The following is a 25068-nucleotide window of genomic DNA, read 5'->3' on the forward strand; positions in this document are numbered from 1 at the left end:
CATTATTTGGGTGCTTTTTATACTTGTGTTATTCGATCATCGTAATGTTTATTTCTATTAGTATTTTTTTTGTTTTTTGGGATTTTCTGGTGATATGGTGTTTAGCATATCTTTTCTTGCCTCTTCTAAATAATTTTCAATAAGATAGTGTACTACTTCAGACCATTTAATTATGTTGTTTGTTTTATTTGATACTTCTAGTGCTACTCTTTCTATCTTCATTTTTGTTTCTTCGGTTACTGCTATGTGTTTTCTAGCCATATTCTCTCCTTTTTTATTATTTTGGATTAAAATTTTAACTGTTATACATTTTAAACTTTTAAAGTTTTGAATATTTAATATTCTTATGCTATAAATAATTTATTGTTTAAAATTTTAAAAGTTTAAAATGTAATACGATTGGCTGAAAGCAGAACAGGACTTTATTTTTCCGTTACCGATGTTAGGGGACGTAGCTTATCAACGTATACGGATTGATACGGGAGAGGCCTTTGAATTGACTCAGCCAAATTTTTGTCATGAGGGATCATTTTGTGATTTGGTCAATATAAGGATACGCGGTTCTGTATTGATTATGAGTGGTAATCCGTCTCGATGGGGGAAATTGGATAATGTATTTGGCTGTCAATCTGTTGATGAATGTTTTGATGTTTTTAATGGTATTTTATGTTCTTTAGGATTACCGCCGTTTTCAAAAGGGGCTCGTTTTAAATTGCGTCAGTCTCCAGAGGGTACAGTAGCGGGGCACGTTTGGAATGGCGCATTAATTAAAGAAATACATATCAATCAAAATATTGCAGTAGGTTATGACAATGAAAGGGCGTTTATTCGGGGAATGTCGACACTCCGTTTTAGAAATTCGATCCTTCGGTTACATACCAATGGTATGACGTGTGATTGGTTATCGAAATTAGGTAATGCTCATTTAATTTATCCCAGTGTTTATTGTAAGGCGCATGATTTATTAATTCACTCAATGAAGAAAATAGAAAATAAATTTGGAAATGAAAGTCAGGAATATAAATATTTAAAGATGTTATATGAATACTTGGTATTAGAAGGCATAGTCAGATTTGAATTGAAATTACATGGCAAATATTTACAGCGATATAAATTATGTTATTGGGGTTATTCAGAATTTGATGAATTAAAAACGTTATTAAATGAGTTTATCGCATTACCAGAGAAATTATCGGTGACGAACATGGATATAAAAACGGTAGCAAATGAATTAATTGAAAAAGGTATTGTTGATAGTACCCGAGCTGCTAATACAACGGCTTTTTATGCGTATTCATGGACGTTAGGTGAGCGCTTTGATTTAAATAAAAAACAAGTACAAGTTCATCGAGCACGTTTACGTAAAATCGGTATTGATATTGCGGATGAATATAACGTGTCTTTATTTCCTAGTGTGGTGGTGCGTAATGTGCGTGAAATTAAACCTTATATTGTTGAAAAACCAAACTGGTATAGAGAAAGAAATCATTTAATGCTGGTCGCTTAATAAAGAGAGAATTAAATATGGCAATGATAACGGTAGATTCAAGATATTTATTAATGGTTGAAATTGAAGAAAGTGATGTTCGGGTTTTAGAAAAGGAATTTTTTAAAAAAGATGAAAATGGTAATAAAAAAGATGAAGCGATAAAACGTTATTATCAAATTGGATTATTACATAAAGGTCGACAAAATATTGAAATTTCCATTCCATTAAAAGAAGGTCAATTGCCATATTCCGCAGGGCAATATTTATATCATCCGAATTCTTTTGCGGTAAATAAATATGGCAATCTTGAAATTGCTTATGATCAAATATTTGTGCTTATTTCAGAAGCTAAATCAAAATAATTTGATATTAATGAACTAGTTTGTCGTATTTCAGGTTATAAGCGTTCCTTTAGATATCCTGATAAAAAAACAGGGTAAATGACATTTGGGTATAACGTTGAAATGTTCCTTGATTTAGCAGAGTAGCTAGTATGGAAGATGACTTTGATATTACAACTAAATTATGTCATCCCATTGTGAATACTAATGGGAATGAAAATAGTTGTAATGACGTAATTTTGAAATTATCGAAAACAGAAGTTATTAAGCTTCAATCTTTGGTTATTTCAAATAATCCGCCGTTAGGAGAATTCAATGTAAATATCTTAGGGGCTGGGTTAGGGCTTGTCTTGATCTTTTATGTATTAGGCTGTGTCCCTTAATTGCGTAATCGGCGGTAAAACAAGCGAATGCAGCCCAGTTTCACCATTGCTAGATAGTTTCTTGCCGTTTTTTCATAACGTGTAGCGATCCGGCGATATTCCTTTAAACGGCCAAAACACCTTTCCACAACGTTGCGATGGCGATAAGCATCACGATCAAGTTGCGAGCGTCCATCTGAAGCCAGTTTTTCATTTGATTTTCGGGGAATAACCGTTTTCATCCCTTTTCTTTTCAACTCGTTACGTAGCGCATTCCCAGAGTAGGCTTTGTCAGCCAGTACCGTATGACCACGACGCTTCATGCTGCCGTTCTGGCGTTGCACGCCAATGCCGTCCAGGAGTCGTAGCGCGAACAGGCTTTCGTGAGCCTGCCCAGCACTCAGTACGATGTTTAGCGGGATGCCGCTTCCGTCAGTCGCCATGTGGATTTTGGTGCCATAACCACCTCGTGAGCGACCCAAGCTGTTATCGTCGGTAATATCGGGATGTTTTTTTGAGCACCAGCCGCACATTTGAGAGCACGAATATTACTGCCATCCAGCGCAATGGCTGACCAGTCAACCAGTTCATGAGCATCAAGAAATGAAAGCAACTTATTGAAAATAATGTTAATAGTTCCATCCTTTGACCATCTGTTGAAACGGTTATAAACGGTTTTCCATGGGCCGTAACGTTCAGGTAAATCACGCCATGGGGCGCCTGAACACAGTATCCAGAACATGCCGTTGACGATTTTGCGATGTTCTGCCCACGGCCGACCGACCCGCGAAGATGTCAAAACGGTTGGCAACAAGGGCTCAATGATTGCCCATGCTTCATCAGAAAGATCGTAGCGAGCCATAATTCAAAGTATCGTAGAAACAGATGGATACTATAGCTCAAGCAATTAAGGGACACAGCCTAGGTTACGGATTAGGACGAATGATTAAAATGTTAAATTTGTAGGTGTTTTATGAATATTACAAATAGTATTTCTTCTGCTTATTTAAAAACGGGCGTTTTCGCAACAATGGCATTAAGTTCTTTTGCGTTTGCTGAAGATGCGCCTGTATCGGCTAATTATCTTGATGGATTATTAAAAAAGATTGATGTCGCTCCGATTATTACGGGCGTTGTTGCTGTGGCGGGGACAATTATGGGCGTTGCTGTGGTTGTTATGGGCATTAAAAAAGTTGCTCGTATGCTCAATGCGTTTTAGCTGACAGGGGCTTTATTGCCCCTTTTCAGAGGTATTTATGTGGGAACTAATGAGTTTTTTTACCGGTGTATTATGTGGTTGGGCGGTTGTACAGGGATTTAATACTTATTGATGATAGGCAATGATAATGAATCGATATTCTTTGAAGTGTCAACGATCACCGAAAACTGATCCACTTTTTATCTAAATCCGATCAATCAAAATTGATCCACTGTTTTACTCAGTTATTGCTCCTGAGCGCCGCTTATCTTTCAATCGGTAGCTTTCACCGCTTAATTGCAGTACATGCGAATGATGAAGTAAACGATCAAGCATAGCGGCAGTTAATGTTGCGTCATCAGCAAAAGCACTTGGCCATTGCCCAAATGATAGGTTACTCGTCAATATGACACTGCCATGCTCATAACGCTTGGCAATCACATTGAAAAACAGGTTTGCTTCTTCTCGCCCAAACGGCAGGTATCCAATCTCATCGATAATCAACAACTTCGGGGCCATCACCGAACGTGATAGATATTGTTTGAGCTTATTTTGTCGTTTGGCAGTTGAGAGTTGCAACATCAGTTCAGCTGCCGTGGTAAAGCGGGTTTTCTTCTTGGCCTGTACTGCTTTTAATCCTAACCCAATAGCTAAATGCGTTTTGCCTACACCGCTTGGGCCAAGCAACACGACATTTTCATTACGTTCAATAAACGTTAATGCGCTTAATTCCTGTATGTGTTGTTTGGGGATCCCCGTTGCAAACTTAAAATCGAACGTATTAAGTTCTTTATGTGCTGGGAATCCTGCCATCCGACTCAAAAGATTACGAGTTCGTTCATCTCGTTGTTGTTGCTCACATTTTAACAGGGACAGTAAAAACTCTCCGTAGCTTTTGTCTTGGGCAATGCATTTTTCGGCAAGTGATGACCAATGAGTCGGAATAGAATTTAATTTCAATGACTCACACAGGTGTTCAATTTGTTCATGCAATAACATGTTCACCTCCCAGTAATGCTTCGTATACGCTGATTGAGTGTTGCAAACTGACAGATTCAAGGGGCGGTACGATAGGGATATTAAGCGTATTAGTCTGTGGGATAGATTGGCAAACCCTTGCTGGTAAGGGTAGAAGAGACTTAACTTCCTTAGCTAATCTATCTGCTGGCTTCTCTAACGTTGTTCCATGAATTCGCTGATGGGCAACGCGTTGTAACCATGGACCCACTTTTGCATTAGCTATTTCAATATCCAGTTCAAGATTATGAGCACGAAGGTCGGTGTTTAATGGCACGATAAAGCTGTTTTTTAAATAGTGGTTAAAGCGCTCTACTTTCCCTTTCGTTTTTGCCCTGTAGGGCTTGCAAGCCTTCAATTTAAACCCGTAATCTTTCGACATTTGAAGCATTTCGACATGTAATTTATGATCACCTTCTGCATAAGCATCCCGTTCGATGATGAGGGATTTTGCGTTATCACACAATACTTCCTGTGGTACACCACCAAAGTAGTCGAAAGCTTCTCTTAAACCTTGCTGCCACGATTCTGCTCGTTCATTATCAAAGAACTTTACATAACTCGCACGCGAATAGCCTAGCGTTGCAACAAACGCTTTCAGCGATTTTTTACCTCGCCGGATGCTGGTGAAGTCGATTTGCATTTGTTGACCTGGCTGTGTTTCAAAACGGACGACTACTTCGGGAACAATGCTTGGTTTAAATTGACAAACAAATCGGCGTAATTGAGCAATACCACCTTGATAGCCGTTTTCAACTACCTCATCAAATAAGACTGTTGCAGGGATCCAATCAGGTTTAGCCAGTTCAATTCGCTGAAGCAAATAAGGTTTAAAGGGGGATAATTTAGTCGGTTGTTGACTTCTTTTAGCATAAGTTGGCATTGTCTGTTGTTGTAAATGATGTTTTACGGTGTTACGGGATATACCCAACTCACTGGCAATTTTTCGAAGGCTTTGTCCTTGTGCAAAGCGAACATGAATATCCACAAATATCTCCTTGGTTAACATAAATTATCCGTACAAAAATGTGCGAATAATACCAAGTGGATCAGTTTTAGATGATCGTTAGTGGATCAGTTTTGCATGATCGGTGACAGCACTAGCAATGCGCGCTTGCAGCATACCCGTTTCACTAATCGTCTTACTTACACCCGCTAAGGTATCACTCTGTTTATCTAACAGATCTTTGATCGTTTTACCTTGCTGTTCTTTCGCTTTGTCGTACCAATCAAAACAGAATTCCATAAAATTTTGTTGCAGGATTAATGCTTCAATCTCTTTTTGTAACTTGGCTTTTTCTAGGCCAATAATACCGCTAGTCACCGTTTTACCAGCATTAGCTGCCACATATACCAAATCGAGAGAAACAAACGTACAGGCTTTGATCGCTTGTTTGATCACTTCATTACGGATTAACTTAGTGACTTGTTTAGTGAGTTCTTCTGCTGTGATTTGCACCCCTTTTTCTACTGCTTGGGTAGCTATCTTCTCAACAGATTGGGTTACCAGTGTTTGGATTGCTTCTTGACTGAAAGCCTTACTTAATGATTTGGCAATCTGTCCGCCACGTTCAGCCACTTTTTCTAAGCCTTTCTCCACGCCACTAACTAATTGTTTACCAATTTGTTCAGCGATCTGTTCAGAGACCTGCTTACCCACTTGCTCGGCAATAGTAGATATTTCTTGTGATGAATTTTTAACCACGGCTTCAGCTAATTTCGGCGCCGCTTCTTTCATGGTTTCACCCGCTGTTTTGGCGATTGCTCTGGTGGCCGATATCGCACGTCCAGCCTGGAAAATATCTAATGCCATGGCGACAACTTCTGCGCCCAATTGAACATAAGCACGCCTTTGGCGTGAGCATCGCGGCAAAGGCGCTCTATTTCTAGGCAATTCCCTTCTCGTCTTTTATACTCTGCTCTATGTACATCCCCAGACCTGCAAAACTGCTATTTCAATACGATGACGGATGGAACCTTTTCATCGAAAATAATCACGTGGATGAATGGCAACTACTCTCTGTCGAAAAGATGCTCGCCTGCAGCACCTGCGCTATGGGCGTTCGCCGTTATTGCTGTTCTTCACCTGAATGCTCTCATTCACGCTTCTTTTGTCAAACCTGTAAATCCAAAGCCTGCAGTGCGTGTGGCCTCAAAGGCACCGAACAGTGGATTGCCCAGCAGCGCCATATTTTGCCGGATTGCGAATGGCAACATATTACCCTCACTATGCCTCACCTACTTTGGCCTTTTTTTAACAATAACTGGTACTTGCTCAACCAACTCTTTCGCTGTGCAACCCGCGCCATGCTCAAACACGCCAAGCGCCAAGGCCTCGAAATTGGCATTTTTTGTGCGCTGCATACTTACGGTCGCCAACTCAATCAACATCCGCATATTCATTTATCCGTCACGCGTGGGGGACTCACTCAATATGACACCTGGAAACCGATTTTCTTTAAAAAGAAAGACGTTGAAAAGGTCTGGCGCAGTGCGGTCATTCGACTCCTTAGGGATAACTATTTTCAGTTACAACCCAATAAATTGCCTGGCTTCGGGCACATTCGCAATTATCAGACCTGGTGCCGTTACCTCAATGCCCAATTTCAACGTTATTGGAAAGTACATTTTGCCAAAAAGACACGCGGGGCCTGGCATAATGTGAAATATCTGGGCCGTTATCTTAAACGTCCCCCTATCTCCGCTTCTCAATTGAAACACTACAGCGGCGGCACCGTGGTTCATCATTACTATGACCACCACAGCCAACAATACAGACGACAGACCTTATCCCAAGAAGAAATGATACGGCGTTATGTCAGTCATATCCCTGCGCGACATTTTAAGATGATCCGTTATTACGGTTTTTTAGCCAATCGCAAACGCGGGGGCTTATTACCGAAGGTGTATGAGGCGTTAGACATGATATCTCCTAATGTGCCTGAAAAACCTGGGTTTGGAGCCCTTATCAAAGGTTTTTTAAATACTGACCCGTACCAATGTATTTTATGTGGAAACCGATTGCGGTTTATGAGTGCGGAAAAAGGAATACACGCCGTCACTTTACTGTCAGAAAGGCGGGATAAAATGGTCAAAAAACGATGGTTACAAACCGCAGCCTAGGAGCAGTGTGCCTATTATTAGGCTTTTAGATGATAATTTAACCGAATTACTGTTCTCATGGTTAATCAACGAGAAAACTGTCAGAATTTAATAGAAATATTAAGTTCAAAACACCTCCATTAATGCCTTACTGTATTGATTGAGATTCCTAACCATGAACTTTACCGGCAATATCCGCGACTTCCTGGCATTTGTCCTTATCGGCACCTAACAATATCGCCGTTTCAGCTGCAGCTTTGACCATTCCTGCAATGCCAGCAGTTAAATAAGAGGCACCACTGGCAATTTCTAATGAACCACCAACCACATCACCAACTGCGCCCCTTCAATTAGCTTGAGGGCTCCATAAACAGCCTCTACTGCGCCAACAATCCAATCAAAAATAGCAGCAAAAATACCGCCTCTTTGCGCTTTTTCCGATTGCTCAATTTGTTTGGCCAGCTGCTCTTGAAACTCTTTTACCCGTTGATCACGTAAAAATGCTTGGGTATCCGTCATCAATTGGCTTGCTTTAGCTGCCGCATTCGCCGTATCACCAAATGTCTTCAAACTCAGGTTGGCAGCCAGTAAAATCATATCGTTAATGGATACCTTTTCTAATTGATTTAAGGTAGTACCGTCATCAGCTTGAAAGGCACTCAATATGCGAGCAAAAGCCTGTTGTGCTTGTTGCTGGCTAACCACGCCGTTTTTTTCATCACGATCCACATTCAACGAAACATAGGTTGGCATAGACCACGCAGGTAAACTGGCTTTTTCAACCGGATTGCTATCATAAACATTAGGATTTTGTATATCCGCTCTATTCATGGGTGAAGTAACACTGATATTATTCATGGCACATTGCTCCCATTAAATAAGCTAACTTTTGCTGGGCATTTTCTCGGACTTCTGACCATTGCTCAGCCGGTAAGCAACGGCATATCCTTAGCGCAGCACGAAAAGACTTTTCTGCATATTGTCGATTGCCAAGCGCCAGATAACTAATACCCGCAAAGTAGGGACTACGTGGATCTTGCAAACGATTCATGCCCGCACGGCCAAAACAAAAAATAGCCTCTTCATGTTCATTCAGTTGTTGGCAGCAAGTTGCCAAAGCATAAACATATTCAAAATTACTTTGATTGAGTCGCATGAGTAAGAAAAAAATTCGCTTGGCACCGTGATAGTCGCCATAAGTCATCAGTTGCATCGCGTAGCGGTAAAGTAAATCAAGATCCTTTTGATCAACATTTGCCAAACCACTCAACGCCCCACCTTGCTGTACAAAGTCAAGTAAAGTGGCAAAATCTTTATTATCCATTGCTTCCCCCTACCGAATGTTTTGAGCAATCGATTTATTCATTTCTGCTAACATGGTTTGCATACTATTGATTAAACTGACCGTCACGTTGTAGCCTTGCATCACTTTTTGCAATTGCAGTTGAGATTGAGAGACAAAATCGGAAGCGCGGTTTGATACTGTTTCCAGCGCCGCTTTAACCGCTCCTAGCTTCCCTTGATCTAAACCACCGGCCGCCGCCAATACATCAGCAATATGTTGCATGTGTTCCCGGCTGATCTTTTGATAGGATCGAGAACCGACTTCCGGTAATCCCCAGATATAATCACTACAACGTTGTCCATCAACCTTAATACCATGTTCATCCATATAACGAACTACATCTTGCCAACTGGCTGATTGCATGCCATCGGCACCTGATTCAGCGATTTTTTCCCGTAATTTGGCTAATAAAGCGGCTGTAGGATCATTTTGTTGCAGGAAATCATCAATCGTCATACCATCAACGGTGACACCATGATTTCTCATATAGTCGATAACATCAGGCGGCAATTTTTCCAGCGCTTTATCGCCCTCTTTAGCAATTTTGGCGATGATTTCATCTACTCGATTAGCCATATCTTGCGCATCACGCGCCATTTCTGACTTGATTTGCATCTGGTTATATTTCAATTGCGCCATGTCAGAAAGTAAATTCATAAATAAATAGAGAACTGCGATTCCGCCGGATATAACATAATCGCCATTATTGGGATTATTATTATTCACTTGCCCTTTATTAAGAGACAAAGCCGTTTTAATGCCGCTGGTTAAATGGATCATAGCGACCTCCAACTATTTAATTTGTTTAACGTTATTTATTAACGGTTAGATCTGCCTATTAACGGATATTTTGCGCAATCGATTTATTCATTTCCGCCAACATGGTTTGCATACTATTAATTAAACTAACCGTCACATTGTAGCTTTGCATCACTTTTTGCAATTGCAGTTGCGATTGAGAAACAAAATCGGAAGCGCGGTTTGATACGGTTTCCAGCGCTGCTTTAACCGCTTGCAATTTCCCTTGATCAAGATCTTTGCCGTTTTTTGCCAAATACTGATCGATTGTCATGCCATCAACAGTAATACCATTATCACGCATATATTTGACAACATCATCGGGCAGTTCGCCGGTCGCTTTGTCACCTTTTTTAGAGACCTCAGCGATGATTTCATCAACATATCCTGGGCACTACGTGATATATCCGATTTTTGCTGCATTTGAGCATATTTTTGGCTGGCAATATCAGATAACAAACTCATAAATATATAGAGTATCGCAATACCGCCGGATAAAACTGAATCACCATATATTGCAGAGCTATCTTTAACCCCATTAAGAGATCCGGCATTGACAGAATAATTACCTGGTGCGTTTAAGATTGGATTAGTCATAATTTAGCCCTCATAACTAAATATAAGATTTAAAAGTTTTCTTTTTTGTATTTACTGCAGTATCTGATCCTAACAATGAACTATTTCCATCATCAGGTTCATGATTAATTGATTTAAATGTTTTCTCTATAACTTTGAAATTCTCTTCAAGGGAATTAATTTTAGCAAGAATATCCTTTTGGCATTTATCAATCCCTTCAGGAAACGCTTGTTCTAATTTCTTTAACTTATTTTGTGCGGTTGCACTATGGCCAGATTCTGCGGTCAATTGCTTTATTTCTTCTTGCAAAGATTCAAACTCTTTCATTTGCTCAAATAATAATGAACGACGAGAATCCAAATCTGATATTAATGCTTGAATATCATTAAACATAATTATTTCCTCTGGTTAAAAAATTTTAATAATGAAAATAAATTTATAAAAAATAGAAAAATAAAATAGTAAAACGTAAAAAATAAATATTTATTTAATTTTGCTTTTTATATCGTTGCGCTAAAATATTAATAACCTGTTTTGCTGCTTCTACAGCCTCCAATAATACCATCACATATTTCGCATCATTTTTTGCTAGGCTTTTTTGGCAATTATTTAATTGCTGTAAATAAATGGCCTGATATTCTGGTTGTTGCTTTAAATTCTCTTCCAATTTTGTGATACATGTCATATGACCTCCTAAAAAGAAAATGGAATATGAACAGAATTACCATCTCGATTTAAATCTAATCCAGTAAAATCGATATAACTTACAACATAACCATTGTCCAACTGACTATTATATTTAAGTCGTATACCATTACTTAACTCAACAAACGGTGCTTTGCTATTACCACCATAACTAACAACCTGGGCCGGAAGATAATCACTTAAATTTTCGCGCACAGGAATATTTTCAATTCTTACATCCCTATGCTGCCCGGTTGAAGCAGCAAGTGAATCAACTAGCTGCTGTATTTTCTGTTCTTTGTTCTGGTCGCTCAAGCCAGTGATAATGATGCTGTCTTGGCGAGATTCAACCATCAACCCACTTAATAACCCTTCACTGCGTAATGTATTGATTAATTGCTGACTAAAACCACCAACCGCATTGATTACCTGCCAATGACGTAAGCCATTTAATTGTCCAAGTTGTTGGGTAACATTATCCCATTGCTTACCCGACTGGATCGCGCCTGAAATAAGAATATCGCCTGCTGCTTTACCGGTTGTCACTCTCGCTTGCAAATAACCATTAGCGACTAGAATTGACTGCACATTTGCTACCAGCTGATCAATACAGATGGTTTTGTCACGAAAACGAATACCACGTAATTTCAATTCATTTTCTAGTTGTGTCAAAGCAATAAAATTTTTACAATAACCACTCAACGTTAGACCACCATTACTATCCCACTGTGATTGAATCTGTCCTAATTCAGGTGCCAATAACTGCTGTTTTAACCAAATATGTGGATCAAACAGGGTAGATGTTGATGGGGGTAATAACAGTACAAATAAACTTGCTAGCAAGATAAAGAGTGAAAATCCGCTCCACAGTAATAAACTCCATTTGGTTTTGTCGGCAAGTTTAGCTTCTGGTAATGGGCGCCATTGTAATGATTCATCAGCTCGCCCAACCATAAAACCGATACCGGCTAGCACAATGACTTGATTTAGTGGAATTGTCATGGGGCCAGTCTGCTCCCCGCCTTCAACTAATACTGTCATGGGCTGATTAAGCGTAATACCTTGTGGCTGTACCGTCAGTGATAAAGAGGAATGCCCGGTTAATGGTGCAATAATGTCACCCTCGATACCCATGGTCAGATCACCTTCAGGCAAAAATAATTCTCGCCCTTGCATCGGACCATTTAACCATAGCAATTTATAATCGCTTGCCATGATTAGCCTCCTTGATTGATAGGCTCTGCTTTAATTAAAAACAGACGTATCACACTCTGCTTACTACGATCTTCACTGCGGAACAAACCGCCAATCAGTGGCAAATCCCCTAATAATGGAATTTTATTTTGCACCGTTTGGTCTTTATCTTGTACAAACCCACCGAGTAATAAACTTTCACCCGTATTCAGAGTTGCTTGTGTAGCTATCTCCGAATTCTGGACTTGTGGTAATGGCTCACTATCATTAATCGCCTTCGTTTGCTGACCATCTTCGATATTAAGTGATAACATCACTTTTTTGCGACCATTACTATCAATCAGTCTCGGGGTTACACGAAGTAATGAGCCGGCGGTTACCGATTCTAGTTTTGCTACCTTATCGCCCTGTAATTTAGTATAAAAAGTGATATTTTTATCTAATACAGCTTGTACATTATTCAGTGTTACCACCGATGGGCGAGAAAGTATTTTCGCCTTAGAGACTTTCTCTAATGCATTCAAACGCACCATAAAATTGCCGGTATTGCCAATCACTGTTGAAAAATTATCACTGCCTGATGTACCTTGGTTAAAAGAGATCGTTCCGCCTCCAATTTTGGCACTGGCCGACCAGTCAATACCTAACTGATTAAAATCTGACGCATCGACATCAATAATCGATACAGATACTTCAATCATGGTTGGTGCGATATCAAGCTGTTTAATCAACGTGCTATACAGCCCCATATCGTGCTTATTACTGCTAACTACTACCGCATTCTGCCTTGGATCGGCGGCAAATGACGTTGTATCTTGTTGTGCATTTACGCCATTGGCATTCGTTTGATTCATCTGTTTCAGGACACTGACAATACCCGGTACGGTGACATTTTGTTTACGATATTGATAAACGGTGTCCGTCGCTGAAGCATATTTAAGCGGGAAAATGCGTATTAAACGCTGTGTTTGAATATTTTGTTTCGCTTCTTGATCAATCTGATTAATAAATCGAGTGACTTTATTGATACAGTCTGGGACGCCATAAACTTGTAACGCATTCAATCCATTAATCGCTTTAACTTCACAACTATTTTTATCTAAAAAACCGGCTTTTCCCATATAATTCAGCGCACGTTCATTTGATAAAGCACTAAGAGAAACGACTTGGTTATTCATTTCCTGTGCTTTATAAGCATGCAATACATCACCATCGTAATACCAAACTAAGCCATACTGTTGCGCTAAGAATGCCAGGATTTCTTTCGGTGTTTTGTTCTCAATACGACCACTGAAGGTATCCTGTATTTGTGGACTAATAGCCATAGGAATACCATAGGAATTACCAATATCTCTTATTACCGATGCAAGCGGTGTCCCACGGCTGACATAAACGAAGGGGTCGCTGTCCGGCCAGTGTATGGAAGAAATTGATGCCGCCTGCGCAACCGTGGTGGTTAATAAAAATAAGCAACAGAGTTTCTTTTTCATCTTTTTATACTCCGATAGCGCAATGATGGTGATGTCACAGGTTGACACAAACCTTCTTCCAAAAATTTAGCCAATGCCAGGTGAGCACAAATAGATTGAATAAGTAGGTTATCATCAATATCTTTGCCATAGGCTTGCCAGAGTACCCAATAAGAACCTCGATAATTTAGCCCCATATTCCGTCCTTCTGGACAGCTAACAAGCACTAAGCTTGCTTGTTGGTACCATATTTTACTGTTGGGTGGTATTATCTGAACGCCAACCGTGGCACCGAAAGAAGATGATAACCAATGTGCATTTCTGCCCGCACAAATTGCGTTCCAATTGCTTTCTGTTTTTTCAACAACTTCAAACAATCCAGTTGCGGTAAATCTCTCTATCATCGTCATGTCACCTTTTTTATCTGTTAACAAGTATGAGTAATACAATATCTTTGTCGTATCAGGTAAATACCTTAATCTCATCGTTAGCTAAACATATTAAAAATAAATAGAGAAATTTGAGTAGATTCTTAACCGCAATTTGCGTTATTGTTAACAAATTGTATGTATGTCTTTGTGCATACGTTTTAGGATAAGAGAGTAATTATGAATACACATTGGTGTTCGTCCTTAGTGACTAAACTCACCTTTGCCTTTATTTCGGTACTAATTAGTTTATGGATACTTATCGAAGTAAATTCTTATAACAATATCTATAGTGGTGCCATACAACATATTCTTATGACCTATCACCAAACAAGTGAAATACGGGCTCATTTGAATCGTAATTTATTTAAACAGGCAATTACTGACATTCAACAATTAGAACATCGCATTAGTGAATCCCAGTTTGAATGCCTACATTTTCCAGATCAACATGAATTGGTTGCCCGCCAAATTAATATTGGCTCTCATCCCATGGAAACAAATATGACTAATCTATGGGCGCTACAAACTTTTGGCACCTCAGGTCAACAAAGATATATTGATACATTTATTATTGAACCTGGTAAGAGTATCGCTATTTATGCGCTATCCACGATTGAACGCAATAATTTAACCAAACGAATAACTGAAATTACCGCATTAGCCAAGCAACCAACAACAGATGGTTTTCGTTGGAGTGAGCCATTTTACGACGCCGTTAGCAAACGTAGTTATGTACTGATGAGTTACACGCCGCCATCACAAAAATCTAATCATCAACAAGTCGGTTTTGTAATTGATATCAATGATATGTTAGATGTCTCTAATATTTACCATGCCAGTGATATCAACTTTTTCCTTACGCCCAAAGGCGTTCTATCTTTCAACAACGAGTTAAATATCTCTCAAAAGGAGATGTCCGATATCAAAATGCTAATGCCAACTTATACTCATTTGTTAGGATCACTGTATGGCATTGATATTGGCCATTATTATGCTATATCAGAACAAATCGATGGCCCAAATTGGCAGCAAATCACATTAATCCCTAAGGCATGTATTAAGCAAATTGCCTATACCCCTTTTGTCCATGAATTGAAATGGTCATTATTGTCATTTGCTATTATGACCATTGTGATGTTGTGGATTTTATGGCAATACCTGGCAAAGCCGATTCGTCACTTTGTTAATATTATTAAACAAGATGTGCAACCGACCTTTAGTCGCCGTTTACCTGAATCACGTAAAGATGAACTTGGTGATATTGCCCGCGCTTATAACGCGTTACTTGATACTATCAAACATAGTTATGATGAATTAGAAAACAAAGTGGCAATGCGTACCATTGAACTAACTGAAGCTAAACAATTGGCCGAGCGGGCTACAGCACGTAAAAGTGAACACCTTACCACTATCAGCCATGAACTACGTACACCACTTAACGGCATCACCGGATCGTTAGAATTATTGCAAACTACGCCGCTTTCCGAAAAACAAGCTAATTTACGTAATACCGCCTATACCTGTGCTAAATCGTTGCTCAGTATTATTAACAATATCTTAGATTTTTCTCGTATTGAAGCCGATCAAGTGGAATTAAATCTTCGTCGTTACCCGATCCTAAAAATCGTTGATGATGCCATGGTGACCATTCAGCCCCATTTAATAGATAAACCGGTTAAATTACACTGCATAGTCAATAATGACGTACCAGAATCTTCAAATTTAGATTCACTAAGAGTGCAACAGATTTTGGTCAATCTTTTGGGTAATGCAGCAAAATTTACTGAACAAGGGCATATCATACTCACGATTAAAGTAGAAAAAAATCAGCTCTGTTTTTATATAAAAGATACTGGCCCGGGGATAAAAGAAGAGGATCAGGTATGTATATTCCAACCTTTTGTCCAATCATCACACTATAAAGTGGGAACGGGGCTAGGTCTTTCTATTTCTGAGAAAATTGCCATTATAATGGGTGGAAATATTACCCTAAAGAGTAATTATGGCTATGGTTGTACGTTCATATTTCGTATGCCTTTACTCGAACCAAGTTCACCGATGAGTTTACAGCCAGAACCTATCGTTGCGCCGCATAAACTACATGCACAAATTGCTTTGTGGGGTGGCCAAGCTAAGGAAGGAAAAAATCCATTACTGGAAAATGAAGAGCTAACCTACTTGCCATGGCGATTATGGAAGCAGTTGTATGAGATCCAACACGGTATTTCACTGCCCTCTTCATCAATGTTATTCAAAACGATTATACCTTGGAAACTGAAAATACTATTAGTCGATGATGTTGCAACTAACCGCGACATTATTAGCCAAATGCTAATTGAACTTGGTCAAATGGTTTATACTGCCGACAGTGGTAGAGCGGCGCTTAAACTGGGTAAAAAGCATATTTTCGATTTAGTATTAATGGATATACGAATACCTGACATTGATGGTTATCAAACAACTCGATTATGGCGTAAAAGTAATGTCATTCTAGATACTGAATGCCCAATCGTCGCACTGACCGCAAACGCTAATCCAAGTGAGCATGAAAAAACAATATCATTAATGAACGGCTATTTGACTAAACCTGTGTCACTCGAGCAATTAGCCCAATGCATTGAGATGGCAGCCGAAATTCAGATCGATCGCGATATGCAACCTGAGGTTAACTGCGATAATGCAGAGCCTATTATGAAATTTTCTGAAGACGAGTTTAACCATCGGCTAGCTCAGCACTTTTCTGATATGATTAAACGTACTCAAGATTGCTTACAAACCTGTAATTGGGAAGATCTACGAAACATTTTACATAACATAAAAGGGAGCGCAGCCCTTACCGGTTTTGACAACATAGCAAAAATCGCAGCAGAATTAGAAAAACGTCTCGAATCACAAGGCCAGTTTTCTAATGATGAACTTGAGGTGTTATTAATCGCACCAGAATACAATCAATCTCTGATCCATCATGGCCCGTAATAGGGCCAAGCTGTTAGAATCCCATTCTGTGCGCCCATTTCATCAAATCTGCTACATTATGCGCATCGAGTTTCCTCATAATATTCATTCGATGAGTTTCGACTGTTTTCAAGCCGATCACTAATGCTTCAGCAATATCACGATTACGCTTGCCCTCGAAAATAAGTTTAAGTACCTGTTTTTCTCGATGGGTTAATACCGGAATATCCCCATTCTCAACCCCTTTTAAGGCAACAATTTTTGCTGCATCCAAATTAGGATCGATGAAAAACTTACCTCTACCGACACTTTTAATTGCCGCTATCAGTGTACTTTTAGAGCCATGTTTTAATACATAACCATTAGCGCCTGCATCAAGGGCATCGCGAGCTTTTCGCTCTTCTTCTGAAGCTGTCAATACAATTACCATCAATTTTGGCCAACGTTTTCTTAATTGACGAATAGCTTCAACACCACTCATGCCAGGTAAGCTAAGATCCATTATCACTAAGTCTGGCTGTAATTTTAGACAGGCATCATACACACCAAGACCATCAGTAACAAATCCAACTAATTCCAGATCGGAGTAGGGGGCAAGACAGCTTTTTAAGCCATCAAAGATCAAGTCATGATCATCCACCACAACGATCTTGATTCGTTTCAAATCCCCAGTAATCATTTAACTTCCCCATCTTGGTTTCTGTCACACTTGATACTCTAAATTCATAACCTCAAGCGATGGAGGAAACTACTTTAATAAGTAAAAACAATGCAACTTATTATTCATTATAATGCTTATCATTCCTACAACTAAAAGAGTGATAAGTTTCAAATTTTTATAAATAATTAATCAATCATCACTATCGTAACGAAGATCCATTACTAAGCGCAATAACTCAGCAACCGGTTCAAACAAGCTTTCTGGGATCATTTGTCCCGTCTCGACTTGTTGAAACAGCGCACGCGCTAGTAGGATATTCTCAACCATTGGGATACCTGCTTTTTCAGCAAGTTTCACAATATGCAAAGCCATATTATCTTGAAATTTTTCAACAACTTGAGGTAATGGAGTAATGCCAGGTTGGTAGTAAAGACAAACAACAATATGGGTTGGATTACGAATAATCACTGTTGATTTTCTTACATTGGCAACCACTGAATTACTCGTTATCTCTCGTTGTATTTCACGACGCTTTTGCTTAATTTGAGGATTACCTTCTGTATCTTTAAACTCTCGTTTTGTATCCTCCTTCGACATTTTTAACTCTTTCATTACATGATAATATTGAAAACCGTAATCTGCTATGGCAAACACAATATAACAAACTAAGAATCCTCCCCATAACCATTGAATTAGTGTAAAAGTTACCATTACACCACAGTCAATACCACAAGTTGGCAAATATTGAAATAGGTTAACATAATAATCTAATAAATAATAAAAAACCAAAGTGAGTACAATAACCTTTAAAATATTTTTTCCAAACTCAAATAGATTTTTCATTGAAAAAATTTGTTTAGCATTTTTGATAATATTCATTTTATTAAAACTAAATGCCAAACTTTTATGCGCCCAAATTGGCCCAGTTTGAACAATACAACTTAAGCAGATTGTGACAATTAATACCACCACCAAGCCAACCATAAAACGTAACAACAACATTATAAAGGAACCAATAATTGTTTTAGCCGCGACATCGATCGGTAAAGAGAGTGAGCGTACAGTTAAAATAATTAATTCACCTATTGCATTAAATAAAGCATGCCCTTCAACAATTAAATAACCGAGAATGACAGCCATTTTTAATACTGTCACTATCTCATTACTTTTAATGACTTGTCCTTTTTTACGCGCCTCATTCATCCGCTTTTGTGTAGGCTTTTCCGTTTTTTCAGCCATTAATATCATCCCCGCCAAAGTTGGAATAAAGTTGAAACGTGTTTTTCAAATAGTTGGATTTTTATAAAATAGTGATTAAATGCAAAATACATACTAACCAGAAGAAGAAACACAACTAATACGCTTTTAATTGGCATAGAGAGGAAAAACACATTAAGCTGCTCTACCGAACGATTAATCAATCCTAATGCAACATCAACTAAAATCATCACCACCATGGCAGGCATAGCAAAACTCATACAGAGTTCTAACATCATATGCCACTGTTGCTGTATGAATAGCAACAGTGAAGCATTAAATGATAATGGTGCATTTGGCGGTAACACATTGTAGGAATGATAAAGCGCAGTAAGTAACGCATTGAAACCACCAGAAACTAAAAATAGAACACTCAATATTTGGGTAAATAACATGCCAAAAATTGAAGATTGTAATCCCATTAAAGGATTTAAGATGGTTGACATCGAGGCACCGCGCAAGGTATCGATAATAAATCCCGCCATATCAATAGCCCAAAAGGGAATGGCGGCGCAAAAACCAAGCACTAATCCAATAAGTAACTCTTCACTGTATAGAAACACTAACTCTATTACAGTTTGATGAGTGAAATCGATTGGCATGGTTTTAATTATCGGCGCAATGGGCAAAGCAAACACTAATACCAAGCTGTTACGAATCAAACTACTTCCCATTGCTCCCCCTTTAAACAGCGGCAATAATAGTAACATTCCAAGGGGCCGCATCATGCTTAATGCCAACCAAGGCACCATTTGCATTAGGCTATTCATCTAATCCTCTTATTTACCTATTTGATCAAAAGATAAAATAGCGTAGTTAAGTAGTGCACTTCCCATCCAGTGATAACTTACCGCCAAGGTAATACATACAGCGACTAATTTAATTAGAAACTGCAATGTCTGGTCTTGGATTTGTGTGAGGGCTTGCAATATACTCACCAATAACCCAGTGATGGATGCTACTATGACAATTGGTAATGAAAGCAGCAGCACAATCCATAACAACTCCGAAGTAAAATGAATTATGGTGGACTCATTCATGAAAAAGACACCATCAATTGACCGATAAGTTTGTCCCAGCCACCCATTAAAATAAAAATTAATAATTTAAAGGGAAGCGCGATTGTCATTGGGGAGACCATCATCATCCCCATTGCTAATAAAACATTAGAAACGATAAGATCGATCGCAACAAACGGGAGATAAATTAAAAAACCAATTTTAAATGCGGCTATGAGTTGACTCATGGTAAATGCAGGAACCATGACTAATAAAGAGTTAGGAGATAATGAAGTTTGATATTGTTTAGGCCAAATTTTATAGCCTATTTGGGTAAAAAATTTAATTTGTTCTTCGCTGGTATTTTTTTTCAAAAAATCTCTATATGGCGTAATAACGGAGGAATCAATTTGTTCCATTGAATTAACCGAATTCCAATCAATCGGCTGGGCTTTAATATTATCACGAATTGCAAAACCAACGGGTGCCATAGTAAATAAAGTTAATATTAATGCCAAACCATAAATAGCCATATTAGGCGGAATTTGCTGTATGCCTAACGCATTGCGTAACATTGATAAAACAATCGAAATTTTTAAAAACGAAGTTCCCATTACTGCAAACAAAGGCATTATGGATAAACAAAAAAGCACTACAATTAATTGCATCGGATTATTAAATAACGACATAATACCTCCACTGACTCTATAGAAATAGAGTATCCATGGTACGATGAAGCGAAAATATCCGGTAAATACCTGAGAACAGTTAAAGAAAAAATAACTGTTTTATAAAAATTTTGAAAACTCTTTGTCTCAATAAATGATAATTATTTACTGTAATTTATTTAAAATGATATATATTTTTCATAAATTTGTTAAACAACATACTGGTTATCACCAACAAAGTCCAAATATATTTTATAAAATAATAAAAAACATATTTTAAATATATTTTTAACATAAATATAAAATTCATTTTCCATAAAAAATAATTTGCAACTTATTTTAAAATAATTTTTTATAAGCTTGTAGTCAATTTTTATTGCTTTGCTATTCTTTAAAAACAAGCATTTAGTTTTCTTGAGCAAAGCACTATTCTATAACGTAGACTAGTTATATAAAAATAGGGTTATTTTCCTAAAACGGCTTTATCATTATAAAAATGAAGTAAAGAATATCAATATTTAATGCAAACAATTAATTAACCTCTTTCGACAAAATTTTTCTCTATTTCTCTGTTTTATCTTTGAAATAAAATTTTATAAAATCTCAGTAGTTTACTGGATATAACTGTATAAATTCAACTGCTAACTTCACTTTGCTATATCATGGAGCAAAGTTGTTTATTAAGAAAAATAAATTATACCTAGGGAAATTATAATGTCATTTATTCTTTCAACACCAAATAATCCCTTATCAATCAATGACTCCAGGCTTAATGCAGTTAAAGCAACTAAAGAAAAGTCATTAAAATACAAAGGGAAAATTAATGTTTATAAAAAATGTAATAAATATATTCATAACATTAACGTAATCACGATTGATACAAATAATGCATTTAAGGGATTTTCACAATTAGAACAATCTGTTTTTAAGAAAAATAAATTAAAATTATCTGAACAAACTGAAACATTTATTATCAATGACACATTAACTAGTCAAATAAACGTTTCAAATAATAACCCAGTCGCAGAAACAGCAAAACTGAAAGCTGAAATCACGCTACAGTATGCAAATTTTCAACACTTGACCAACTTAGCTGCATTATCAGAAGAGCTGGCTAATATGTATCATCAAATACATTTACAAAAGGTAGTAGAGATAAAAAAAGTAGAAAATATTAAATTAGAAGCGATAATAGAAAAGCAAAATATTAATGAACTAAAAAGCTATTTAAAAAAATTACATAGCTATAATAGAAAATTACAAGGAATAATTATTCATAATCTGGAACTATTACCGACACCATTAGAGAGAACATTACCATTATTAACTAATAAAAATGCAACTGCCATTATTAAAGATGCTCTTATAGAAGCAAGCCGTCCACCTAAAAATATATTTACTCGATTAACTAAATTCATTTTTCCTGAGTGGTATGAGCAGCAACAAAAAGAGATATTGAGTTATGAAGTAAAACTTGGAAAATTGCATAATTTAGTTTTACGTTTGCAAAAAATAAAAGGCTTCGAAGATGTTGCGGCGGCCGCTTGGTTACACGCAATGGTGCGACAATTATTTCTGCAAGCAACACCAAAGCCTTATCCATTTGATCCTTTAAAATTGCTTTCACCTGAACATCGATTATGGTGCCAAAAATTGAAAATATGGGGAATTATCTCTTAATTATCGCTATTGCTAGTGAACGTCTAAATAAGTAAGGATATAAACCTGGTAGGTTAATCCAAAAACTTATTGGCGATTTTTAAATTGGTTTATATTCCAACTCGATGCTAGATGAAATATCACATCGAAAATAATAAGCCATGCAAAGGAAACCCTGTAGCAGATTAAATAACTCGCCAGTCTCTATGCTACAGCCTAGACAAAAATGCGAATTAATTGAGATTAACAGACATAATAGCCAGGGGGAAAGTTAATATTCCCCCTTTCTTATCAATTTAATCGTTATATACACTATAATATTATGAAATAGATTAATACACCCTCTGTGATCAACAAATTCCTGCTATTATTCCGCTATATCATACTATTTTCTGATAATGCTATTGTATTGGTTTTGGCTAGATCATTATGCTCATTTAAACGCCCATTAACCGCCACCCGAAAAGTGTCAGTATAGTAAAATAGCGTTTCTAAGGTTTGGCTATCAGCACAAAATCCTCCTTTTTCAATCCGCCAGCAAACGCGTAAAGCAGGCTGATAGCATAATAAAGCAAATACGCCTTTCATCCGATGCACATGTAGTGAAAGTGCTTCCTCATCTATCGCCGTCGATCTTAAATTATGCAGTGTCGCCAGATCCTGTTCTATTCCTTCCAAAATTGCTTGTAATAATTGATATTCTTTCTGTTTATCACCACTAGCTAAGGCACTAATACCATCAAAACTGAGTTCATTTTGTGAATTAACTAGCTGATAATATCGAGCAATTTCCGATAATAAGTGATCTTGTGTTAATGGTTTAACCAGTACACCATCCATACCAGCAGCCAGGCACAGTGATAATTCTGAACTAAATGCATTAGCGGTACACCCCAAAATAACTTGGGGCGGCAAATTACGTTGCGCTGATGATGTTCTTAATACCCTTGTTAATTCATAACCATTCATCCCTGGCATCTGACAATCCGTTAATACCATATCAAAATAATTTTCTTCCATCAGCGTTAATGCTTGCTCTGCACCTTCAGCAAGGGTTACCCAGTGTTTAGAAGCAGCCAATTGTAGAGATAGCACTTGCAGATTGGCTGGTAGATCATCAACTAATAAGATATTGAGTGATTCTGGTTGGATAATTCGGGTAGGAGAAGCTTCTTCTTCTTGTAGCTCACTCTGTTTTAACGGTAAATCCATATGTGCCAACGTGCCACCACCCGGAGCCGCTTGTAACGTAAGCGTTCCATCCATCAGCGCCATTAATTGGATTGATATTGGTAATCCTAAACCTGTTCCCCTTGAATCCGCTTCCACTTGGACATAAGGCTGTAAAATTTCACTATACATATGTTCTGGGATACCACAACCGGTATCTTGCACATATAAGGAGAGCATTTCGGTTTCACTGTTCGCTACGCGTTGTAGCCCTGCCCTTAACGCAATGAAACCTTCATCAGTGAATTTAACTGCATTACTGAGCAAATTATTGATCACTTGAGTAATACGGGTGGCATCAAGTAGATAATAATTTTGCTTGGGAATCGTTAATTCAAGCGTGAAACCTAATCCTTTATCCTGAGCAATGGCACAAAAAGGTTCGGCACACTGTTCCAACAAGGCATACAATGCAACCGGCTGTAAATTCAATGTCACCGTGCCAGATTCAATACGCGTGAAATCCAAAACATCACCGATCACACCCAGTAAAGAGTTTGCAGCTCGACTGGCGGTATGTAAAGGTACATTTTCCGGTAATTGTCTGACCTCTAATTCCAATATACCAATAATGACATATAATGCCGTGCGGATCTCATGGCTAATATGCGCTAAAAAAGCTGATTTTTCATTACTCGCTCGTTTCGCCTTATCACGTTCTGTTCGTAATTCTCGCGCCAATAATTTTCGCTCAGTAATATCAAACCAACCACCAATTATACCCTGCACAATGCCTTCTGCATCACGGTAATGCTCTAACCATAAATAGACTTCTCGCATTTGCCCTTGAATAGAAATTGAACAATCAGAAAAATAGGCGGGCGCACCGGATAAGCAACTAAGAAATTGAGTAAATATTTCTACTTCGTCATCGGGTCGAAAAAAACCTTGTGAAAATAGCGAATGACCAATGATCCTTTGACGTGGCAAATCCCCCATCTCATGTAAAAACCATGGATTGGCAGCCGTAATATTCATGATAGGATCACAGACAAACATTGGAGCAGGGATCGTATTGAACAACGTTTCCCAATAAGCTAATGAGTTCTGTAACGCGTTTTTTGCCGCTTTACGCTTTCTGATCTGACGTGTTAACCAACTACCCCAAAATATTGAAGTAATTGAGATCATGGATAACAAACTACCCCAAAGAATTATCCAAGAAGAGAGACGTAATACACTATAAGAGGTGAAAAAAGTGACCGGTGATAACCATTTCTGATGTAAATAACGCAGATCTTTTGGCGATAACGCATCAATCGCTTTATTCAAAATATTAACTAAGGGTGCATAATCAGCAACTACTGCATAGCGGGCATGTAATAAATCTCTATTGAGGGAGTTGATTAAAATAGAATCACCATAACGACTTGACTGAAGATAGTTTGCACTCACAAAATTATCTAACGCCGCATCTGCCGCGCCCGCTAATACCATTTCAATGGCCTTATCCATATTTTCAACTTCAATCAACTCAATATCAGGTTCGTGGTCAAATTCTGTCAATAATATGTGACCACGTACCACTACAATTTTTCGATGACGTATGATAGGACGTGAGATATTTAAAAGGGAAACGTGCGATAAATGTGGATCTACCTGGGACAAACTGGATCTATCTGGGTGTAATGGT

27 protein-coding genes and 1 pseudogene are annotated in these 25068 nt (G+C 38.0%); 7 read left to right on the forward strand and 21 right to left on the reverse strand.

Annotation, left to right across the window (positions count from 1 at the left end):
* Positions 1-57 precede the first annotated feature (57 nt).
* Entirely contained in the window at positions 58-261 is a 204-nt protein-coding gene (locus ArsFIN_RS01155) for a hypothetical protein (protein ID WP_135677413.1), read from the reverse strand.
* Positions 262-439: 178 nt separating this feature from the next.
* Between ArsFIN_RS01155 and ArsFIN_RS01160 the strand changes: the two genes are divergently transcribed.
* The 3 genes from ArsFIN_RS01160 (at position 440) to ArsFIN_RS01170 (ending at position 2213) form a co-directional block, all read left to right on the forward strand.
* Complete coding sequence (locus ArsFIN_RS01160; protein ID WP_246067309.1) at positions 440-1507, forward strand: phage/plasmid replication domain-containing protein; 1068 nt, start codon at positions 440-442, stop codon at positions 1505-1507.
* Positions 1508-1524: 17 nt separating this feature from the next.
* On the forward strand, positions 1525-1851 hold the full coding sequence (locus ArsFIN_RS01165) for a single-stranded DNA-binding protein (protein ID WP_026824084.1): 327 nt from the start codon (positions 1525-1527) through the stop codon (positions 1849-1851).
* A gap of 131 nt (positions 1852-1982) precedes the next feature.
* Entirely contained in the window at positions 1983-2213 is a 231-nt protein-coding gene (locus tag ArsFIN_RS01170; RefSeq protein WP_135677414.1) for a hypothetical protein, read from the forward strand.
* Here ArsFIN_RS01170 and ArsFIN_RS01175 read toward each other — a convergent pair.
* A protein-coding gene (locus ArsFIN_RS01175) for an IS5 family transposase (protein WP_135677415.1) occupies positions 2210-3054 on the reverse strand; the annotation gives its coding sequence in 2 pieces (ribosomal slippage) (positions 2210-2709 and positions 2709-3054; 846 coding nt in all). The two genes, ArsFIN_RS01170 and ArsFIN_RS01175, sit on opposite strands and share 4 nt — an antisense overlap.
* Before the next feature lie 111 nt (positions 3055-3165).
* Here ArsFIN_RS01175 and ArsFIN_RS01180 point away from each other — a divergent pair.
* A complete protein-coding gene (locus ArsFIN_RS01180; RefSeq protein WP_135677416.1) occupies positions 3166-3411 on the forward strand; it encodes a hypothetical protein in 246 nt (81 codons plus the stop codon).
* 216 nt (positions 3412-3627) lie between these two features.
* Here the strand turns inward: ArsFIN_RS01180 and istB are convergent, their stop codons facing one another.
* From istB to sctE (ArsFIN_RS01195), 3 genes are read right to left on the reverse strand one after another with little or no spacing between them, the layout of a single operon-like run.
* A complete protein-coding gene (gene istB / locus ArsFIN_RS01185) occupies positions 3628-4389 on the reverse strand; it encodes an IS21-like element helper ATPase IstB (protein ID WP_135677409.1) in 762 nt (253 codons plus the stop codon).
* Positions 4376-5416: an IS21 family transposase gene (gene istA, locus ArsFIN_RS01190; RefSeq protein WP_135677417.1), complete on the reverse strand. Its 1041-nt coding sequence runs from the start codon at positions 5414-5416 to the stop codon at positions 4376-4378. Before istA ends, istB begins: the two co-directional genes overlap by 14 nt.
* Before the next feature lie 57 nt (positions 5417-5473).
* On the reverse strand, positions 5474-6301 hold the full coding sequence (gene sctE, locus ArsFIN_RS01195; RefSeq protein WP_210409089.1) for a type III secretion system translocon subunit SctE: 828 nt from the start codon (positions 6299-6301) through the stop codon (positions 5474-5476).
* A 29-nt stretch (positions 6302-6330) separates the two neighbouring features.
* Here sctE (ArsFIN_RS01195) and ArsFIN_RS01200 point away from each other — a divergent pair, with 29 nt between their 5' ends.
* A complete protein-coding gene (locus ArsFIN_RS01200) occupies positions 6331-7530 on the forward strand; it encodes an IS91 family transposase (RefSeq protein WP_135677418.1) in 1200 nt (399 codons plus the stop codon).
* Between the two features lie 148 nt (positions 7531-7678).
* On the opposite strand, the gene ArsFIN_RS26905 is transcribed toward ArsFIN_RS01200, so the two are convergent.
* The 10 genes and pseudogenes from ArsFIN_RS26905 to ArsFIN_RS01245 form a co-directional block, all read right to left on the reverse strand.
* The gene (locus tag ArsFIN_RS26905) at positions 7679-7837 is read right to left on the reverse strand and encodes a hypothetical protein (protein WP_210409090.1); all 159 of its coding nucleotides are present in this window, start codon (positions 7835-7837) and stop codon (positions 7679-7681) included.
* Entirely contained in the window at positions 7819-8367 is a 549-nt protein-coding gene (gene sctE / locus ArsFIN_RS01205; RefSeq protein WP_210409091.1) for a type III secretion system translocon subunit SctE, read from the reverse strand. Before sctE (ArsFIN_RS01205) ends, ArsFIN_RS26905 begins: the two co-directional genes overlap by 19 nt.
* Positions 8360-8833 (reverse strand): SycD/LcrH family type III secretion system chaperone, encoded by a 474-nt coding sequence (locus ArsFIN_RS01210; RefSeq protein ID WP_026823365.1) that lies wholly within the window; start codon positions 8831-8833, stop codon positions 8360-8362. The genes sctE (ArsFIN_RS01205) and ArsFIN_RS01210 overlap by 8 nt, the downstream gene beginning before the upstream one ends.
* A gap of 9 nt (positions 8834-8842) precedes the next feature.
* Positions 8843-9634 carry a secretion protein EspA gene (locus tag ArsFIN_RS01215; RefSeq protein WP_026823364.1) on the reverse strand — a complete coding sequence of 264 codons (792 nt, stop codon included), beginning with the start codon at positions 9632-9634 and terminating at the stop codon, positions 8843-8845.
* Positions 9635-9692: 58 nt separating this feature from the next.
* A pseudogene (gene sseB, locus ArsFIN_RS01220) lies at positions 9693-10249 on the reverse strand (type III secretion system translocon protein SseB).
* 16 nt (positions 10250-10265) lie between these two features.
* Entirely contained in the window at positions 10266-10622 is a 357-nt protein-coding gene (locus ArsFIN_RS01225; protein WP_034249880.1) for a hypothetical protein, read from the reverse strand.
* 94 nt (positions 10623-10716) lie between these two features.
* On the reverse strand, positions 10717-10914 hold the full coding sequence (locus ArsFIN_RS01230) for a hypothetical protein (protein WP_026823363.1): 198 nt from the start codon (positions 10912-10914) through the stop codon (positions 10717-10719).
* Positions 10915-10922: 8 nt separating this feature from the next.
* The gene (gene sctD, locus ArsFIN_RS01235) at positions 10923-12128 is read right to left on the reverse strand and encodes a type III secretion system inner membrane ring subunit SctD (protein ID WP_026823362.1); all 1206 of its coding nucleotides are present in this window, start codon (positions 12126-12128) and stop codon (positions 10923-10925) included.
* 2 nt (positions 12129-12130) lie between these two features.
* Positions 12131-13597 (reverse strand): EscC/YscC/HrcC family type III secretion system outer membrane ring protein, encoded by a 1467-nt coding sequence (locus ArsFIN_RS01240; RefSeq protein ID WP_026823361.1) that lies wholly within the window; start codon positions 13595-13597, stop codon positions 12131-12133.
* A complete protein-coding gene (locus ArsFIN_RS01245) occupies positions 13594-13980 on the reverse strand; it encodes a hypothetical protein (protein ID WP_026823360.1) in 387 nt (128 codons plus the stop codon). Before ArsFIN_RS01245 ends, ArsFIN_RS01240 begins: the two co-directional genes overlap by 4 nt.
* 204 nt (positions 13981-14184) lie before the next feature.
* Here ArsFIN_RS01245 and ArsFIN_RS01250 point away from each other — a divergent pair, with 204 nt between their 5' ends.
* Positions 14185-16983, forward strand: a complete 2799-nt coding sequence (locus ArsFIN_RS01250; RefSeq protein ID WP_026823359.1) for a two component system sensor kinase — start codon at positions 14185-14187, stop codon at positions 16981-16983.
* Between the two features lie 13 nt (positions 16984-16996).
* Here the strand turns inward: ArsFIN_RS01250 and ArsFIN_RS01255 are convergent, their stop codons facing one another.
* From ArsFIN_RS01255 to sctR, 5 genes are all read right to left on the reverse strand, one after another.
* The gene (locus ArsFIN_RS01255) at positions 16997-17641 is read right to left on the reverse strand and encodes a two component system response regulator (protein WP_026823358.1); all 645 of its coding nucleotides are present in this window, start codon (positions 17639-17641) and stop codon (positions 16997-16999) included.
* Between the two features lie 171 nt (positions 17642-17812).
* Positions 17813-18862: an EscU/YscU/HrcU family type III secretion system export apparatus switch protein gene (locus tag ArsFIN_RS01260; protein ID WP_026823357.1), complete on the reverse strand. Its 1050-nt coding sequence runs from the start codon at positions 18860-18862 to the stop codon at positions 17813-17815.
* A gap of 5 nt (positions 18863-18867) precedes the next feature.
* On the reverse strand, positions 18868-19650 hold the full coding sequence (gene sctT / locus ArsFIN_RS01265; protein ID WP_026823356.1) for a type III secretion system export apparatus subunit SctT: 783 nt from the start codon (positions 19648-19650) through the stop codon (positions 18868-18870).
* Positions 19651-19659: 9 nt separating this feature from the next.
* The gene (locus ArsFIN_RS01270) at positions 19660-19920 is read right to left on the reverse strand and encodes an EscS/YscS/HrcS family type III secretion system export apparatus protein (protein WP_026823355.1); all 261 of its coding nucleotides are present in this window, start codon (positions 19918-19920) and stop codon (positions 19660-19662) included.
* A complete protein-coding gene (gene sctR / locus ArsFIN_RS01275) occupies positions 19917-20567 on the reverse strand; it encodes a type III secretion system export apparatus subunit SctR (protein ID WP_026823354.1) in 651 nt (216 codons plus the stop codon). Before sctR ends, ArsFIN_RS01270 begins: the two co-directional genes overlap by 4 nt.
* 693 nt (positions 20568-21260) lie before the next feature.
* Here sctR and ArsFIN_RS01280 point away from each other — a divergent pair.
* A complete protein-coding gene (locus ArsFIN_RS01280; protein ID WP_026823353.1) occupies positions 21261-22226 on the forward strand; it encodes a hypothetical protein in 966 nt (321 codons plus the stop codon).
* Between the two features lie 354 nt (positions 22227-22580).
* Here the strand turns inward: ArsFIN_RS01280 and ArsFIN_RS01285 are convergent, their stop codons facing one another.
* A complete protein-coding gene (locus tag ArsFIN_RS01285) occupies positions 22581-25043 on the reverse strand; it encodes a response regulator (protein ID WP_051297071.1) in 2463 nt (820 codons plus the stop codon).
* Positions 25044-25068 lie beyond the last annotated feature (25 nt).

The organism is Arsenophonus nasoniae (genome assembly GCF_004768525.1).
GTDB lineage: Bacteria > Pseudomonadota > Gammaproteobacteria > Enterobacterales > Enterobacteriaceae > Arsenophonus > Arsenophonus nasoniae.